General features: G+C 70.2%; 17 protein-coding genes. 9 read left to right on the top strand and 8 right to left on the bottom strand.

The features are described from left to right. Positions 1 to 23: 23 nt before the first annotated feature. Both AB0I98_RS13755 and lpdA read left to right on the top strand, forming a co-directional pair. Positions 24 to 1,028: a LacI family DNA-binding transcriptional regulator gene (locus AB0I98_RS13755; RefSeq protein WP_362940042.1), complete on the top strand. Its 1,005-nt coding sequence runs from the start codon at positions 24 to 26 to the stop codon at positions 1,026 to 1,028. 135 nt (positions 1,029 to 1,163) lie between these two features. Then, positions 1,164 to 2,564 carry a dihydrolipoyl dehydrogenase gene (gene lpdA, locus AB0I98_RS13750; RefSeq protein ID WP_362940039.1) on the top strand — a complete coding sequence of 467 codons (1,401 nt, stop codon included), beginning with the start codon at positions 1,164 to 1,166 and terminating at the stop codon, positions 2,562 to 2,564. 35 nt (positions 2,565 to 2,599) lie between these two features. Here lpdA and AB0I98_RS13745 read toward each other — a convergent pair whose 3' ends face one another. Next, entirely contained in the window at positions 2,600 to 4,138 is a 1,539-nt protein-coding gene (locus AB0I98_RS13745) for an FG-GAP and VCBS repeat-containing protein (protein WP_362940036.1), read from the bottom strand. 194 nt (positions 4,139 to 4,332) lie between these two features. Here AB0I98_RS13745 and AB0I98_RS13740 point away from each other — a divergent pair, with 194 nt between their 5' ends. Continuing rightward, the gene (locus AB0I98_RS13740) at positions 4,333 to 4,644 is read left to right on the top strand and encodes a hypothetical protein (RefSeq protein WP_362940033.1); all 312 of its coding nucleotides are present in this window, start codon (positions 4,333 to 4,335) and stop codon (positions 4,642 to 4,644) included. Then, positions 4,605 to 4,871, top strand: coding sequence for a hypothetical protein (locus AB0I98_RS13735; protein ID WP_362940138.1), 267 nt, complete (start codon positions 4,605 to 4,607; stop codon positions 4,869 to 4,871). Before AB0I98_RS13740 ends, AB0I98_RS13735 begins: the two co-directional genes overlap by 40 nt. A gap of 227 nt (positions 4,872 to 5,098) precedes the next feature. Here AB0I98_RS13735 and AB0I98_RS13730 read toward each other — a convergent pair whose 3' ends face one another. Further along, the gene (locus AB0I98_RS13730) at positions 5,099 to 5,281 is read right to left on the bottom strand and encodes a hypothetical protein (RefSeq protein ID WP_362940030.1); all 183 of its coding nucleotides are present in this window, start codon (positions 5,279 to 5,281) and stop codon (positions 5,099 to 5,101) included. Between the two features lie 74 nt (positions 5,282 to 5,355). On the opposite strand from AB0I98_RS13730, the gene AB0I98_RS13725 reads away from it, so the two are divergent. Together AB0I98_RS13725 and AB0I98_RS13720 are read left to right on the top strand one after the other, a co-directional pair. Beyond that, entirely contained in the window at positions 5,356 to 6,210 is an 855-nt protein-coding gene (locus tag AB0I98_RS13725) for an NAD(P)H-binding protein (RefSeq protein ID WP_362940027.1), read from the top strand. Between the two features lie 200 nt (positions 6,211 to 6,410). Continuing rightward, on the top strand, positions 6,411 to 6,893 hold the full coding sequence (locus tag AB0I98_RS13720) for a hypothetical protein (RefSeq protein ID WP_362940135.1): 483 nt from the start codon (positions 6,411 to 6,413) through the stop codon (positions 6,891 to 6,893). 22 nt (positions 6,894 to 6,915) lie between these two features. Here AB0I98_RS13720 and AB0I98_RS13715 read toward each other — a convergent pair whose 3' ends face one another. The 3 genes from AB0I98_RS13715 to AB0I98_RS13705 form a co-directional block, all read right to left on the bottom strand. Then, on the bottom strand, positions 6,916 to 8,148 hold the full coding sequence (locus tag AB0I98_RS13715; RefSeq protein WP_362940024.1) for a HAMP domain-containing sensor histidine kinase: 1,233 nt from the start codon (positions 8,146 to 8,148) through the stop codon (positions 6,916 to 6,918). A 1-nt stretch (position 8,149) separates the two neighbouring features. After that, positions 8,150 to 8,836 carry a two-component system response regulator CseB gene (gene cseB, locus AB0I98_RS13710; protein ID WP_362940021.1) on the bottom strand — a complete coding sequence of 229 codons (687 nt, stop codon included), beginning with the start codon at positions 8,834 to 8,836 and terminating at the stop codon, positions 8,150 to 8,152. 76 nt (positions 8,837 to 8,912) lie between these two features. Then, positions 8,913 to 9,974, bottom strand: coding sequence for an endonuclease/exonuclease/phosphatase family protein (locus AB0I98_RS13705; protein ID WP_362940018.1), 1,062 nt, complete (start codon positions 9,972 to 9,974; stop codon positions 8,913 to 8,915). A gap of 318 nt (positions 9,975 to 10,292) precedes the next feature. On the opposite strand from AB0I98_RS13705, the gene AB0I98_RS13700 reads away from it, so the two are divergent. Further along, a complete protein-coding gene (locus tag AB0I98_RS13700) occupies positions 10,293 to 11,849 on the top strand; it encodes a trypsin-like serine protease (protein ID WP_362940015.1) in 1,557 nt (518 codons plus the stop codon). A 62-nt stretch (positions 11,850 to 11,911) separates the two neighbouring features. Here AB0I98_RS13700 and AB0I98_RS13695 read toward each other — a convergent pair whose 3' ends face one another. Beyond that, complete coding sequence (locus AB0I98_RS13695; RefSeq protein WP_362940012.1) at positions 11,912 to 12,451, bottom strand: hypothetical protein; 540 nt, start codon at positions 12,449 to 12,451, stop codon at positions 11,912 to 11,914. Between the two features lie 95 nt (positions 12,452 to 12,546). Here AB0I98_RS13695 and AB0I98_RS13690 point away from each other — a divergent pair, with 95 nt between their 5' ends. Beyond that, positions 12,547 to 12,681 (top strand): hypothetical protein, encoded by a 135-nt coding sequence (locus AB0I98_RS13690; RefSeq protein ID WP_362940009.1) that lies wholly within the window; start codon positions 12,547 to 12,549, stop codon positions 12,679 to 12,681. A 387-nt stretch (positions 12,682 to 13,068) separates the two neighbouring features. Here AB0I98_RS13690 and AB0I98_RS13685 read toward each other — a convergent pair whose 3' ends face one another. After that, on the bottom strand, positions 13,069 to 13,707 hold the full coding sequence (locus tag AB0I98_RS13685; protein ID WP_362940006.1) for a hypothetical protein: 639 nt from the start codon (positions 13,705 to 13,707) through the stop codon (positions 13,069 to 13,071). A 323-nt stretch (positions 13,708 to 14,030) separates the two neighbouring features. Further along, complete coding sequence (locus AB0I98_RS13680) at positions 14,031 to 14,438, bottom strand: VOC family protein (protein ID WP_362940003.1); 408 nt, start codon at positions 14,436 to 14,438, stop codon at positions 14,031 to 14,033. Between the two features lie 91 nt (positions 14,439 to 14,529). On the opposite strand from AB0I98_RS13680, the gene AB0I98_RS13675 reads away from it, so the two are divergent. Beyond that, a complete protein-coding gene (locus tag AB0I98_RS13675; protein ID WP_362940000.1) occupies positions 14,530 to 15,516 on the top strand; it encodes a pyridoxal-phosphate dependent enzyme in 987 nt (328 codons plus the stop codon). The last annotated feature ends 17 nt before the right edge of the window (positions 15,517 to 15,533 follow it).

Raw genomic sequence — 15,533 nt, 5'->3', positions numbered from 1 at the left:
CAGGGCCCGGTAGGCTTCCCGCCATGGCCAGGCCCAATAAGCGCACCACCCTCCGTGAGGTGGCCGAGGCCACGGGCCTTTCCACCGCAGCCGTCTCCTACGCCCTGCGCGGCAAGCAGGTCTCGAAGGAGACCGAGGAGCGGGTACGCAAGGCGGCGGCCGAGCTGGGCTACGAGGCCGACCCCATCGCCCGTGCCCTGGCCAGCGGCCGCACCAGCATGGTCGGAGTCCTCGCCGGCGATCTCCAGGACCTGTGGCAGCAGCAGCTGATGGCGGCCATCGGCCGGGAACTGCTGGCCAGCGACCACTACGCCCTGATCCTGGACGCGGGCGGGGACCCCGAGCGGGAACTCGCGCTCGCCAAGCAGCTGCGTGACCAGCGCGTCGACGCACTGCTGGTCTCGCCCGTCAACCCCTCGGCGGAGAGCTGGGCCGCGATCGCCGACGCACTGCCGGTGGTGGCCGTCGGGGACTCGCTGAGCAGGGCCCGCACGGCCGGGCAGGTCATCTTCGACAACCGGGCCGGCATCGACGCCGTACTGGAGTATCTGCACGGACTCGGCCACCGCCGCGTGACCGTGCTGACCCCGACCCGGCCCAGCACACCCGGCCGGCCCGCCGACGTATATGTCCGCGAGGCGGCCGACCGGCTGGGGCTGTGGGTCGAACTGGTGCCGTGCCCGCAGGAGTTGGGCGAGGCGACGGCGGTGGCCCGGCGCGTCCTGGACGGCGACTGGTCCGCGACCGCCGTGTTCTGCTTCTCCGACTCACTCGCGTACGGCGTCTACGGCGCGGCGGCCGAGGCCGCCCTGGAAGTGGGCCGGGACGTGTCCGTCGTCGGCTTCGACGACCACCCGGTGTCACGGGTGCTCACGCCGCCCCTGACCACGGTGGACTGGGGGCTGGCCGAGATCGCCGTGGAGGCGGCCCGGCTGACCGTCGCGGCGATCGAGGGGAAGCGGGTCCGCAGGAAGCGGATCCTGTGTGCGCCGCGGATGAGCGAGCGGGGGTCGGCGGTACGGGTGTGAGCATCCTCGCCCCCGCTCACCTTGTTGGCCCAACGGCGCTGGACCACCGGCTTGGCTGGCCCCGGCCCGTTTTCGCCACGGCGTCAGCCGAAACCGCACAGATGATCCGAACGAAAACCGCCTAGGCTGGCCGGCATGAGCGCACATTTTGACGTGGTGGTCCTGGGCGCCGGCCCCGGGGGATATGTGGCAGCGATCAGGGCGGCCCAGCTCGGCCAGAGCGTGGCGATCGTCGAGGAGAAGTACTGGGGCGGCGTGTGCCTCAACGTGGGGTGCATCCCCTCGAAGGCGCTGCTGCGCAACGCGGAGCTGGCCCACATCTTCACCCAGGAGGCCAAGACCTTCGGTATCCAGGTGAACGGCGACGTGACCTTCGACTACGGCGCGGCCTTCACCCGCAGCCGCAAGGTGGCGGACGGACGCGTCAAGGGCGTCCACTACCTGATGAAGAAGAACAAGATCACCCAGTTCACCGGCCGCGGCACCTTCAGCGACGACCGCACCCTCCAGGTCTCCCTCACCGACGGCGGCACGGAAACCGTCACCTTCGGCCACTGCATCATCGCCGCCGGCGCCACCACGAAACTGCTGCCGGGCACCTCGCTCAGCGAGCGCGTGGTGACGTACGAGGAGCAGATCCTGTCCGACACGCTCCCGGAGAGCGTCATCATCGCGGGCGCCGGCGCCATCGGCGTCGAGTTCGCTTACATCCTGCACAACTACGGCGTCCAGGTCACCCTCGTCGAGTTCCTCGACCGCATCGTCCCGCTGGAGGACGAGGAGGTCTCCGCGGAACTGACCCGCCGTTACAAGCGGCTCGGCATCAACGTGCTGACCTCCACCCGGGTCGAGGCGATCAACGACTCGGGCGACTCGGTCAAGGTCATGGTGACCACGGGCGGCCAGCGCCAGACACTTCAGGCCGGGAAAGTACTCCAGGCGATCGGCTTCCAGCCGCGCGTGCAGGGCTACGGCCTGGAGAAGACAGGCGTGAAGCTCACCGACCGCGGGGCGATCGACATCGACGCCCGCTGCCGCACGAGCGTCCCGCACATCTTCGCCATCGGCGATGTGACGGCGAAGCTGATGCTCGCCCACGCCGCCGAGGCGATGGGCATCGTCGCCGCCGAGACGATCGCCGACGCGGAAACGATGGAGCTCGACTACGTCATGATTCCGCGGGCGACCTACTGCCAGCCGCAGATCGCCAGCTTCGGCTGGACCGAGGCACAGGCCCGCGAGCAGGGCTACGACGTCCAGGTGGCGAAGTTCCCGTTCACCGCCAACGGCAAGTCGCACGGCCTGGGCGACACCGCGGGCTTCGTGAAGATCCTCAGCGACGCCCGGCACGGCGAACTCCTCGGCGCCCACCTGATCGGCCCCGAAGTCACCGAGCTCCTCCCGGAGTTGACCCTCGCCCAGCAGTGGGACCTGACCGTCCACGAGGTCGCGCGCAACGTCCACGGCCATCCGACGCTGGGCGAGGCGGTCAAGGAGGCCATCCACGGGCTGGCCGGCCACATGATCAACATGTGACCGGGGCGTGCCGGAAGGGACTCTGCGACTCCGTCCTAGCGGGCGATCCCCCAGCCCATCAGGAGAGACCGCACGCCCTCCGGATCGCCGAAGGAACTGCCGTGCAGGCGGGTGACGCCCCGGGTGGACGGGCCGTCGGCGGAGCCGGGCAGCAGCCACGCCGAGCTGGGGGCGGCGTCGTCGCCCGGTGCCGACACGACGAGTTCGGCGCGGTGGTCGCCGTCGAGGTCGGTGAGGCCGACGGCCTGCCCGAAGGCGTGGTTGCTGCCCGGGACGCCCCGGACGTCGCTCTCGTCGAGCACGCGGGCGCCGCGGCCCGTCAGTCCGTGCCGTCCGCCCAGGAAGAGCAGCACCTCCTCCGGGCCCGCCTGTGCGTACACCTCGGCCCGGGGCGCCCCGGCCACGACGTCGGCGTAGCCGTCGCCGTTCACGTCACCGGCGTCCAGGGAGGTGAAGGTGGCGTCCTCGTTCTGGGGCTCCTTGCCGGGTACGCCGGGAGAGTCGCGGTCGATGGCGGTGGTCCGGGACCCCGGGCCGTTCTCGGTGCCGTACGCCACGGTCACCGAACTGCGGCTCGCCCGGCCGCCCCGAGGGCTGACGATCAGGTCGCCGTAGCCGTCCGCGTCGACGTCGCCGACCGTGGCCGTCGCCCCGGCGGGGACGTGTGTGTCGTCGGGGCGTGCGAAGCCGTCGCGGCCGCCGCGCAGGTAACTGCCGGACCAGTGCAGGTCGGACCACGCCTCCTCCTCGCCGCCGGTGTCGTCGTCGTGGAAGCTCACCAGGTCGTCGATGCCGTCGCCGTTGAGGTCCCCGGCGACGAGATCCCGGTACGCCGCCTCGCGGGCGAGGCCGACGGGCATGCGGGGCGCGGGCACCGGACCCGTTCCGGCGGGAGTGCCGTCCCGCCGGAACGGGCCCTTCAACAGCCCCTTGTCGGAGCCGAGTCCGAACACGAGGTCGGCGTGCCCGTCACCGTCGAAATCACCGGCGGCGAGCTGCTCCTCGAGGAGGGGCTCCCGCACCCCGGGCACATGGCTGCCGTCCGTCCCCGGAACCCGGGCGGCATGCGTCAGCCCCCGCTGCGAGCCCCACATGACGATCACGCGGGCGCCGTCCCGCTCGAACACGGAGGCCGCGAGGTCGGTGTAGCCGTCGCCGTCGAAGTCCCGGGCCACCGCGTCGGACCCGAACATCGCCTCGTCGCGTGCCGTGCCGGGTATGCCGGGGTCGTTCTGCGTGAGGTACTGGCACCGCTCCAGGCCCGTCCCGGAACCGGTGCCGTACGCCACCTGGATGCTTCCGCCGAGGTATCCGTTCTCGACGTCTCCCGGGCCCGCGGTCAGTGCTATGTCGGGGTGGCCGTCGCCGTCGAAGTCGGGGGTGCTGGAGGCGGGGGTAGTGGGGCCGGCCCGGTCGACTGGTGCAGTGCCGTGGACGGTGGTCCGGCAGGTGTGCGGCGCGGCGATGTCCGGCGGCTCGTCGTCCGCGAGCACGGACCCCACGACGAGGACCACCGCGAGACCTGCCGCACCGCCCCCGAACGCCAACTGCCGTTTGCCGATACGCCCTTGCACGCACCCCTCCTGTTCGCCTCACGCGTCCCGTACGCGCAAGAACGCCTCAGCCACGGTCGCGGTTCCACCGGAGCCGCATCGCTGTGCGTGCGGCGGCACCCGGACGGGGACGCCGTCGCCGCTCTCCGGCCGAGCGCCGCGCAATTGCCGTACGGCGCTGGTGAGTTACTCCACGCAGGAGACATCAGGGAGATGTGGCGACGGGCCGTACCTCAGCAACACGGCGAAGCCCAGTCGCGTCGCACCGCGCTTGCCAGACACGAGCCCATGCTCGTCCCCAGCAGCGCCCAGTGCTCGACCCCGACTTCCGCGCATGGTGGGCAGAACACCGCGTCAGCAGCGCCCGTTACGGCACCAGGCGTCACCGTCACCATCTGGCGGGCGCTCTCACCGTGTCGGTGAGCGTCGGGGGAACGGCGTCGTCGGACTGTCGCAGGGATTGGCCTGGTCCGTGGTGCAGCATCGCATGTTCGGCAGCGTTGCCAGGCTGCGGCAGGTGGCCGTGACCGGAGTGCCGGCGACGGCCACGATCGTCGCCGCCAGGAGAACGGCAAGCGCGATCGGCGCGGAGCTGCTCGTGCGACTCGATCTGGTGATCCTCGGCCGGCCGGTCACCCGGCACGTGCGCGTGCGGTTCCACCACGCCGCCGAGGGCCGGCCGGGCAGGAGCCTTCCGGTACGGACCGATCCCGCCGACGTGCGCGCGATGATCGACGAGTGGGACCTCCTCTGACCTGCCCTGGCGCCATGTCAACGCCCGTCACCACGGCGTCCTGGCTGCCGCATTCGTCGGGAAGGCCAACCGCTGGTCATCATGGCCTCAGTCTGGAGACTTGAGCATCTCCAGAAGGATGCGCTGCAACTCGGTGCGGTCCCGCGGGGTAATCTTCGCCAGCCTGCGGTCGAACTCCGCCGCGAGCGCTGAGAGCGCGCGGTCCCGTGCCGCCTCGCTCTCGGTAGTCAGTATGAGCCGATGCCGCCGCAGGTCCTCGTCGTCACGCTCGCTTTAGGGATCATCAGCGCCACCGCGAGTTCGGCAGGGTACGGCGACGCAGCCACCTCGGCCAGAACGAAGAACTCCTTCGTCTCCAGCCCGAGCTCGGCCAGTTCGGCGCTGCAGGCATCCACGCCGAAGTAGGACATTTTTCGTCCTAGATGCTCCCTAGCGTTGGCTCCTCGGCAGGAAAGTCTGCTGACCCCATGGAGAGCGAGTCCCAATGACGATTCTGGTAACGGGCGGGACGGGAACTCTGGGCCGTCACATCGTGGAGCGATTGCTCCGCACGGGCCGGACGGTCCGCGTGCTGACCCGCGACGCCGGAGCCGCCCGACTGCCGCAGGACGTCGAGGTGGTGGAGGGCGACGTGACCCAGCCGGCATCACTGGCTACGGCGCTGGACGGCGTCGGCGCCATGCACCTGCTCGGCGCCACCGGGGCGGACCACACACCGTTGCGGACGGGAGGCGAGATCCTGACGATGGCATCCGAAGCGGGCGTCCGCCGGATTACCGTCCTGTCGCCCGGCAACGGGCAGGAGCTGGACGATGCGGTGCGTGGAAGTGACCTGGAGTGGACGTTCCTTTGGCCGATCGACCTGATGGCAAACACCTTGGGATGGGCCGACGCCATCCGAGCTGAAGGGCGGGTCTGCGAGCCGTACGGGGACCGGCGTACCGCCTCAGTGCACGAGAAGGACGTCGCTGACGTCGTCAGCGCCATCCTGACCGACGGCGGGCACGCCGGCCGCAGCTATGTCCTGACCGGACCCGAGCCACTCACCCCGGCCGACAAGGCCGCCGCCCTCGCGGTGGCAACCGGCCGCGGGATCCACTTCACGCACCTGACGGACGACCAGGCGCGCAAGAGGTGGCGGGCAGAGGGGTGGCCGGAGGAGGGCATCGATTTCATGCTGCGTATGTGGGCGACGGTGCCCGCCACAGTGGCCGATGTGACGTCTTCGGTGGAGCGTGTCACCGGCTGCCCTCCGAGGCGTTTCGCGCAGTGGGCCATCGCGCACGCCGAGACATTCCTCCCTACGGGGTCCGAAGTCGACACTCGTGGAGCTGGATAGGCCGGCAGAAAAACGGTCCGAAGCGGCCTGCTCGTCACCTGGCAGGCGGGCTCCTTGTTTCGGCGCCGATGCCAGCACCTTTGTAGAGCCCGACACCAAGATGAAACGGCCCACTGCAGGTGGCCAGTTCCAATCGCTCTGATCAACCTTCGGGATGACGGTGCGTAACTGATGCCCAACTGCCTTGTTGATCAGGTGTGGTGGGGGAGCACGCAGTCGAAGTGCTGCTGCCGCACCTGGTGGGCGTCGCCATCGCGAACAGGGCGTTGACATGGTCGTCGGCGGCCCGTACAGCTCGGGCCTCCTCGCTGGGGGTCGGCACTTCCATGGAGCTGGAGCCCGACCTCGCCGCCCGCCTCGAGGACCCCGACACCTGGGACGGCAACGAGCTCACCTATCTCAACAACCTCTCCTACGCCCCCGGTTCGAAGGTCGGCGGCTGGCTCGCCTGGGGCCTGACCGACCCCGAACCTGACCCCTGCCCCGCCTGCGAGGCGCGGATGACCCCGCTCCTCACCATCGCCTCCACCGAGTGGACCGACGAGTCCGCCTCCTGGACCCCCCTCGAAGACCGCGGGACATCCCCCACCCCCGCAATGCTCCAGGTAGGCGACGCCGTCACCCTCCAGCTGTACGCCTGCCCCACCGACCCGCGCCACCCCCACCAGGCCCGGGTGCAGTAACCGCCGACCCCATCCCTCAGCGTCAGCCGGGCGGCAGGCGAAGTGTCGCCGTCGCGCCTCCGTCGGGCGCATTGGCGAACTCCAGGCGTGCCTGGATGACTTGTGCCTGGCCCAGCGCGATCGTCAGCCCGAGGCCGTGGCCCTGGCCGCGCTCGACCGCTCCGGTTCGGAAGCGTTGCGGCCCATGGGCGAGCAGCTCCGCCGGGAAGCCCGGGCCGTGGTCGCGTACGACGATGGTGGCGCCGTCCACGGTCAAGGTGACCGGTGCCCGCCCGTGCCGGTGGGCGTTGCCGACCAGGTTCGCGAGGATCCGGTCCAGCCGCCGTGGATCGGTGCGTACCGTCCCGGCACTCGCCGCCGACACCCGCACCGTCAGCCCGGTGCGCCGTACCGAATCCTCTACCAGCTCGCCGAGCGGAACGGTCACCGGCTCAGCCTGTTCCGCGCCCGCGTCCAGCTTCGACACCTCCAGCAGCTCCTCAACCAGCGTACGCAGCACTCTGACCCGGTCCCGGACCAGATCGGTCGCCTCGCTCTCGGGCAGCAGTTCCGCCGAGGTGACCAGTCCCATCAGCGGGGTCCGCAGTTCGTGCGCCACATCGGCGGTGAACCGCTGCTCGCTGCGCAGCCGCCGCTCCAGGCTGCCCGCCATGTGGTCGACGGCCACCGAGATGTCCGCGATCTCGTCCCTGCTCCGCCCCGACCCGCCGGTCCGCGCGTCCAGTTCACCGTCGGTGATGCGGCGCGCTGTGGCGGCGACCCGGCGCAGCCTCCGGACCAGGAGCTCGGCAGCCAGCGCTGACAGCGGAAGCACCAGGGCCAGCGCCGCGACCGCCGCGTACGCCATGTGCCGGTCGAGTGCCTTACGGCTGAGCCAGTCGAGGTCCATGTGGACGCGCACGCCCGTCCATCGGCCCTCGGACTCCTGGGCGGCCCACATCCAGGGCACATGTGCCACACGTGTGTCGTACCAGGTCTGGGGTCTGCCGTCGGCCTTGCGTACCTGGTCGCGGAGAGTACGGGGCAGTTCGCGGGGGCTTGTGATGACGGCGTCGGCCGCGCTGGGCTTTTGCTGCGACGCGTCGGCGAGCTGGGTGAGCGCCTTGGCCTCGCCCTCCGCGATCGAGCGGTCGTACGTCGCCCTGTGCACGAGGACCCCGATGACCAGGGCGACCACGCAGCAGGCGGTGCCCACCAGAGCAGTGATCTTCCAGCGCAGCGAGGCGAAAGGGCGTGTTATGGCAGGGCGTGTCATGTCAGCGCACGAGCTTGTAGCCGAAGCCGCGGACAGTCTCGATCCGCTCGGCGCCGATCTTCTTTCGCAGCCGTTGCACGCACAGGTCCACGACCCTGCTGTCACCGTCCCAGCCGTAGTCCCACACATTGCGCAGCAGCGTCTGCCGTTCCAGCACCATCCCCGGATGCGCGGCGAACTCCAGCAGCAGCCGCAGCTCGGTCGGCGTCAGGACCACGGGCTCACCGGCCACCCGCGCCTCCAGCCCGTCCGTGTCGAGCGTCAGGTCTCCGAAGGTGAGCACCGACTGGCCGTCGACGGCCGGCTCGGCGCGGGTGAAGGTGGCTCTGCGAAGCAGCGCGCGTATCCGCGCCACCAGAACCGGGGACTCGACGGGCTTGACGACGTAGTCGTCCGCGCCTGCCTCCAGTCCTCCGACCACGTCGAGTGAGTCGCCGCGCGCGGACATCATCAGGATCGGCACCAAGCTGGTCTCCCGCACCCGTCGGCACAGTCCGATGCCGTCAAGGCCCGGCAGCATCACGTCCAGGAGCAGGAGGTCGTGTCCGCCCGCGCGGAACAGCTCAAGCCCTGCCAGCCCGTCATCCGCGGATGCCACGGTGTAGCCGTAGCGCTCCAGCATGAGCCCCACGGCCCTGCGGATCACGGCGTCGTCCTCGACGAGGAGCACGTTCACGGACTCGGACACCTGCCTCACCTGCTTACCTGTCACGCGCACGATTCAACGACACCAGGCACCACACGAGTAAGAAGGAAGACAGCCATCAGAGGTTGACCGAAGCGGCGACCGGGCGGTGATCGCTCCCGGTGCGCGGCAGCGTCCATGCCGCCACGGGATCGACCCCTTGTGTGAACACGTGGTCGATCCGCACCACCGGCAGGGCGGCCGGCCAGGTGAAACCGAAGCCCGCGCCGGCCACCTGCTGTGCCGAGCGCATCACCGAGGTCACCGGGGTCAATCCGCGGTCGTCCAGGGACCCGTTGAAATCGCCCATAAGGATCCGCCGCCGCTCCGGAGCACGGTGGACCGCGTCAGCAAGCCGCACCACAGCATGATCACGCCAGTTTGTTGTGAACCCCTCGGTCGGCCGCACCCGCACCGAGGGCAGATGGGCCACGAAGACCACGACAGGTCCCTTCGGTGTCTCGACCGTCGCGCGCAACGCCCGCGTCCACGCCATGATCGGCACCGGCCGCACGTCCCGCAACGGCCGTTTGCTCCACAGCCCGACGGTGCCCACCACATGGTGGTACGGATAGGCGTCGGCCAGCACCCGCTCGTACGCGGGGATGTTCGCGTCGGTCAGCTCCTCCAGCCCGATCACATCGGCGCCGGAGGTGGCCAGTGCACGGCCGGCCGGGCCGGGGTCGGCGTCACCCACGTTGTGGCTGACTACGGTCAGGTCACCGCCCGTGCCGCGTTTGTCGGCGAGTGTGCCGCCGAAGAGGGACACCCAGGTCACGGCCGGCAGCAACACGGCGACCAGCGCCGTCGCCGACCGCCGGACCAAGGCAATCACCAGCAGAGAGAGCACGGCTGCGCCCATCCAGGGCAGAAAGCTCTCGACGAGCCTGGCGGGCCGGCCGGGACCGTTGGGTATCTGGCGATGCAGCAGGAGCACGGTGGTGCACAGCAGCGCGAGCGCCGCTGTCATCCGCCCGCGCCGCCACGACCACGGCGCTGTAAGCCCTTTGGCCCTGGCCGTTGCCTCACCGGCGATCGGTACCGGCGCCTGCTCGCCCAGCGTCCCGAGGGGCGCCGGGTTCGCCACCGCGTCGCAGCCGTTGCGGGAGCCGAGTCGGCCGGGCTGGGTGTGCGGCAGCATCGGACAACCTCCGAACCGTGGGGAGTGGGATGCCCTCCACAGTCCGGCGCCCGTGTATCGAGAGCACGGTGACCGTGTATCAGCCGCCGCTGAGCTGTGTATCGGTTGCGCATGCCTGCATCCGGCCGCGACCGTTCCACGGCGCGCGCCCCAGGGCTGACACACAGCTGAGCGGCTGCCGCGACGCGCCTGATACGCGGGTGAGACCAGCCGGATGACTGCTGGGCTCAGGATCGGGGCCCACGGGACGGCCGGGCGCTGTTCCTCTGTACAAGCCCGCCGGAGCGGTGCCCGGCGGCGGACGAAAGGGAGTCACTCATGCGTAAGTGGACAACAAGCCGAAGGGCGGCCGCGGTCCTGACGACGGGGGTCGCGGTGACCGCGACCCTGATGGCCGCCTTACCGGCGCAGGCCATCGTGGGTGGCACCGAGTCAACCCGCGCTTACTCGTTCATGGGCTCGTTCCAGCCGTCCTTCCCCGCGCCACCGCGCCCGGACAAACACGGCTGTGGGGTGGCGGTCCTCGCGCCGCAGTGGGTCCTGACGGCCAGCCACTGCGCCGGCCGGAACCCGACCGGGGCGAAGACGGGTGTCCCGCGTGGCTGGAAGGTCCGGGTCGGGTCACTGGACACCCGCTCCGGAGGCGAGGTCGCCGAGGTCGACCACTACTACCGGCTGGCGACCAGTAGCGATGAGGGAGGGTTCTGGGGCCGCGACCTCGCGTTGATTCACCTGAAGACCCCGGTTCGGGCCAAGCCGGTACGGATCGCTTCGACCACGCCGCCGGACAACACGCCCGTCCGCATCATGGGCTGGGGCATGACCTGCGACGACACCGACAACGGGGCGTGTTTCCCCACGCGGCTGCGGGAGGCCGACACCGTGGTGCAGCCGATCTCGACGTGTCCGTCAGCCAGTAGCGGAGAGTTGTGCGTCGGTAGCCCGGACGGCAGCGTCGCCGCGTCCAACATGGACTCCGGTGGGCCCGCACTAGTCCGCGACGGCGGCCGGTGGGCCGTAGCCGGTGTGGTCAGTGGCCCCGACGAAAGCGGCAAGACGCTGTACACCGATGTCACCAAGCATGCCGACTGGCTCAACGGCATCATCAAAGGCACCAACGTGCCCCCCGATGATCCGATCCCGGACGTGGAAGGCTCGGTGGACCTGGGCGGCTGTGCAGGCTCAGTGGTCCGCACCCCCGCCTCCCGGCCGCAGGACCCGGCGCTGTTGCTGACCAACGGTCACTGCGTGCAAGGACAGCGGCCCGCGCCCGGAACCGCGATAGTGGACCAGCCGGCCGACCGCGAGGTGCCCATCGCCGACCGCCAGGGCTACCCGCAGACCACCGCCCGTGCGAAACGGCTGGTGTACGCGACGATGACCGGCACCGACATCGCGCTCTACCGCCTGGACAAGACCTACGCGCAGTTGAGGACCGCGGGCGCGAAAATCTTCCGGCTCACTTCCACTCCCGTGCGCGCAGGTGACCCGCTGACCATGGCCTACACCAGCCGCCGCTTCGACTGCGCCGCCGAGGCCGTGGTCACGCACCTGCGGGAGGGCGGCTACCAGCAGGACGACTCGATCCGCTACACCACCAGCGAAAACTGCGCACCCTGGCACGGCACATCCGGTTCGGCGCTGCTGGCACCCGACGGCACCACGGTCGTGGGGATCCACAACACCCACAACGATGCCGGCGAGCAGTGCACCGACAACAATCCCTGCGAGGTGGGTCCGGACGGAGCCGTGACCTCCGTGCAGGGCCGTGGTTACGGCCAGCAGGTGTACCCGATCGCGGCCTGCCTGGCCAAGGGCTCACAACTGGACCTGTCCCACCAGGGCTGCACCCTCACCAGTGCCACGCCCCGTTAACCTGCCACTGCCAGGACGCTCTCCGGCCGCATGCCACGCAATTGCCGTACGGCGCTGGGCAGTTACTCCACGAAGGAGACGTCAGGGAGACGTGGCGACGGGCCGTCGAGGAGGTGGTCGTCGTGGCCTCGGAGCCAGCGGTCGAAGAACGAGGTGTGGCCGAGTCCGGTCTGCGGCATCACCACGGCGAGGTCGGTGTACGTCTGGTGCCGGGAGCCGCGCAGGGTCAGATCGCGGCGCCAACCGGTGCTGTGCGACCAGAAGGCCGCCCAGGACGGCTCGGTCCCCGCGTTGTCGCTGCCTTCTCGGCCCATCAGGAGGAAGGGCCGGTCCAAGCCGTGCCGGGCGACCGGTGAGAGGTTGGTTCCGTTCGGCTCCTGGTTGAACTCCAGCGTGCCGCCCAGGTCGATTCCCACGCGGATGCGCCTGTCCTCGTACATGCTCTGCGCGGCGGTGAACCCACCCGCCGACTGACCGGCCATACCGATCCGACGCAGATCGAGGACGTCGGACAGCCCGTGCGGCAGCGCACCCAGCTGGTCCACGACGCACCGAGTGTCGGCGACCCGGACGCGCAGCGTCTTCTCCAGCAGCGCGGGCACAGTGCCCTCGCGCGAACTCCTCCAGCAGCACCTCGTTGGTCCTGACCGAGCCGTCGGGAAACCGCACCCCCGGGGACTCGTAGGTGTGGTCGACGGTGACGACGACGAACCCCTGGCTGGCCAGTTCCTCCACCAGCACGGTGCCCCAGCTGCGCGGATCACCGGCGCCCGGCGAGTACAGCACGACCGGACGCCGCCCGCCCCGTGGATCCGCGGGCGCCTCCCGGTAGGCGTGTGTGCGTGTGCCCGCCCAGTCCACCGTGCCCGAGGGGATCCGATGGGGCGACTGCGCGTCGAAGGCCTGGGCCGCCCCGGGCTCCATGTACGGCGCGCGGTCATGCCCGCGGCCCGGCGCGAGGGCCGGATACCAGACGCTGATCATCAACTCGCGGTACGGCAGCGATGGGAACCACGGGTCGGGTCGGTACGGTCCACCAGCCGCCGCGACACCGTGCCGATCGTGCATGGTCCGGTCGGCTCGGGCAGACGCAAGCGCCGCCTTGCCGGGCGCCGGGTCGGCTGGGCGCGTGCGACGGACGTACCCACAAGGGGCAGCATCGCCAGGGCAGTTGCAGCTACGAACTCCTGCCTGGGGAGGGAAAGGGAACGGAGGAGGGTCAGTCGCTCCTCGCCGGCACGACTGGACGATCTGCGCGACGAGTGGGGCGTCGGCGGGGCGCAACCGCCGGACTCTGATCGCCGGTGAGCCTCCGTGCAGCGGACATGTGGGGACCATCGCCCCACTGTGCGTCCGGCGTCGTCGTCTGGCTGTGCGCGAGGGCCGCGGGGAGACCCGGGAGTCCCTGGAGGCGGGACAGTTCGCTCGCGCACCGCTGCAGCGCGACTTCCAGGACCTCGGGCATGGTCAGGGTGCCGGTGCCGTCCGGCGGGACGATCCAGCGCAGCGCGCCCCAGCGGCAGTGGGGCGCGGGAGCGGCGATCCAGGTGCCCCTGCCGAGCAGGCGCAGCCCGGTGCCGATCCAGACGGCATACGGCTCCGGGGGCAGGAGGAAGCCCACATGACGGCGACGGGTATCCAGCAGGCAGGGGCCGGGGTTGAGCAGCGGCAGCTCCTCCAGAAGCTCGGCGACCCGCAGCCCGAGTTCTTCCGGCACGACCAGCACGTCCCAGAACCGTCCGGCGGCGAGCAGGGTGACCCCGGTACTGCCGTTCTGCCACTCCTCCTTGCAGGCACGGGGATCCTCCGACGCCGCGGCCAGCCACTCCATTGACCTCGTCCACTGCGTGAGTGCCATGAAAGCCTCCTAGTAGTGCGCCGATGTACTGCAGTGCCCGCCCGGGGCTGTTCGGGGTGACCTTTCGGGGTGAGCTGAGGTGATCGTGGGTTGGTGGGCTGGAATGACAGATGTGGATGATCGGGTGATGCCCCAGTGCATCGGGTGCCGGGTGCCACGAACAGACGGCCGGGGCTCAATTCCCCGTATGGGGTGAGCGCCCGCGCATCAAACCGGCAGGTATATGCACGGGTGCGCTCCGGCGCCGCCGTGGGGAGCGCGAGGCGACACGGAAGGTGCGGTCGGCGCCCCTCCAGCGCCGACCGCACATGGCCTACGGAGGGTCAGTTCCCGCTACTGCTCGGCCGGTTGCGCTGGCGCAGCGAGATCCGGTTGCCGTCCGGGTCCACCGCCTCGATACGGACCCCGAACGCGTAGTCCTCCGGTTCGGGCTGGTCGAATGCCACGCCGCGGTCGCGCAGCACCTTGAAGTCCTTCCTCAGATCGTCCGATTCGAGGAAGACCGGACCAGGTGTGGTGTCCGGATCCGCCTCGGCCGGCTGCCCCGAGGCCGCGGCGTGCGGCCAGAGGAGGATCTCGACGGGACTGCCGGGGACGCCTACGGTGAGGAAGCGCCCCAGCGGACTGGATACGTCGACGCGCTCCTCCAGGCCGAGTTGTTCCGTGTAGAACCGCAGCGCGCGGTCCTGGTCGGTGACGTAGAGCGTCACGTACATGATGTTGGTCAGCATCGTGGTGTCCGTTCCTTCGCGGGTCTGACCCGAGTGAGGGTCGTGTTGCTTCGTCACGTCGGTGACGGACCCCGACGGGAGAATGTGACGCATGGACGCCAACACGACGCGCCTCGACACTGCTCGGATCCGGGCGGCTCGCCGGGTGATCGACCCGGTCTTTCTCGACACTCCGCTGTACCGCTGCGAGCCGCTGGAACCCGACCTCGGGTGCACGGTGAGCATCAAGCTCGAAACGGCGAACCCGGTCCGCAGCTTCAAGGCCCGCGGCACCGAGCTGGTCGCGAGCCTGCTCGCCGACGCGGGCTCGCGGGCCGTGGTGTGCGCCAGCGCGGGCAATCTTGGCCAGGCGCTGGCGTGGTCCGGTCGCGGCCGGGGGCTCGATGTGACCGTCGTGGCATCCCGCTTCGCGACCGTGGCCAAGCTTGATCGCATCCGTGACCTGGGCGCCGGGCTGGAACTGGTGGACGGCGACCACGAGTTGGCTCGCGAGCGGGCGGCGGCCATCGACCGCTACGAGGGCATCCGGCTGGTCGAGGACAGCCTGGATCTCGAGACCTGCGAGGGCGCGGCGACCATCGGTCTGGAACTGGTGGACGCCGCGCCGTCGTTCGACGCCGTGCTGATCGCTCTGGGCGGCGGGGCGCTGGCCACCGGCGTGGGGCATGTGCTGAAGGCCTTGGCTCCCGACGTCGAAGTGATCTGCGTCCAGCCGTTGGGCGCACCGGCGATGACACAGTCGTGGCGCGGGCGGCGCGTGATCACCACCGACTCGACCGACACCATCGCCGACGGAGTCGCCGGCCAGCGTCCCATCCCTGAAGTCCTGGACGACCTCCTCCTGGTCGCCGACGACGCCGTCCTGGTCCAGGAGGCGTCGATCATCGCCGGTATGCGGATGCTCCTCGACCACGCCGGCCTCGTCGTCGAACCGTCGGCGGCGCTCGGCATCGCGGCGATTCTCGAAGACCGTGACCGCTTCGCCGGCCGGCACGTCGTGACCATCGTCTGTGGCAGCAACGTCGACGTGGATACGTATCACCGCTGGGTCGGTGCGGCTCCCGGCCACAGACCGTGACACGTGCGGGCGATGAG

The organism is Streptomyces sp. NPDC050211 (assembly GCF_040656035.1).
Classification (GTDB): domain Bacteria; phylum Actinomycetota; class Actinomycetes; order Streptomycetales; family Streptomycetaceae; genus Streptomyces.
This window is presented reverse-complemented; position numbering and strand designations above follow the sequence as displayed.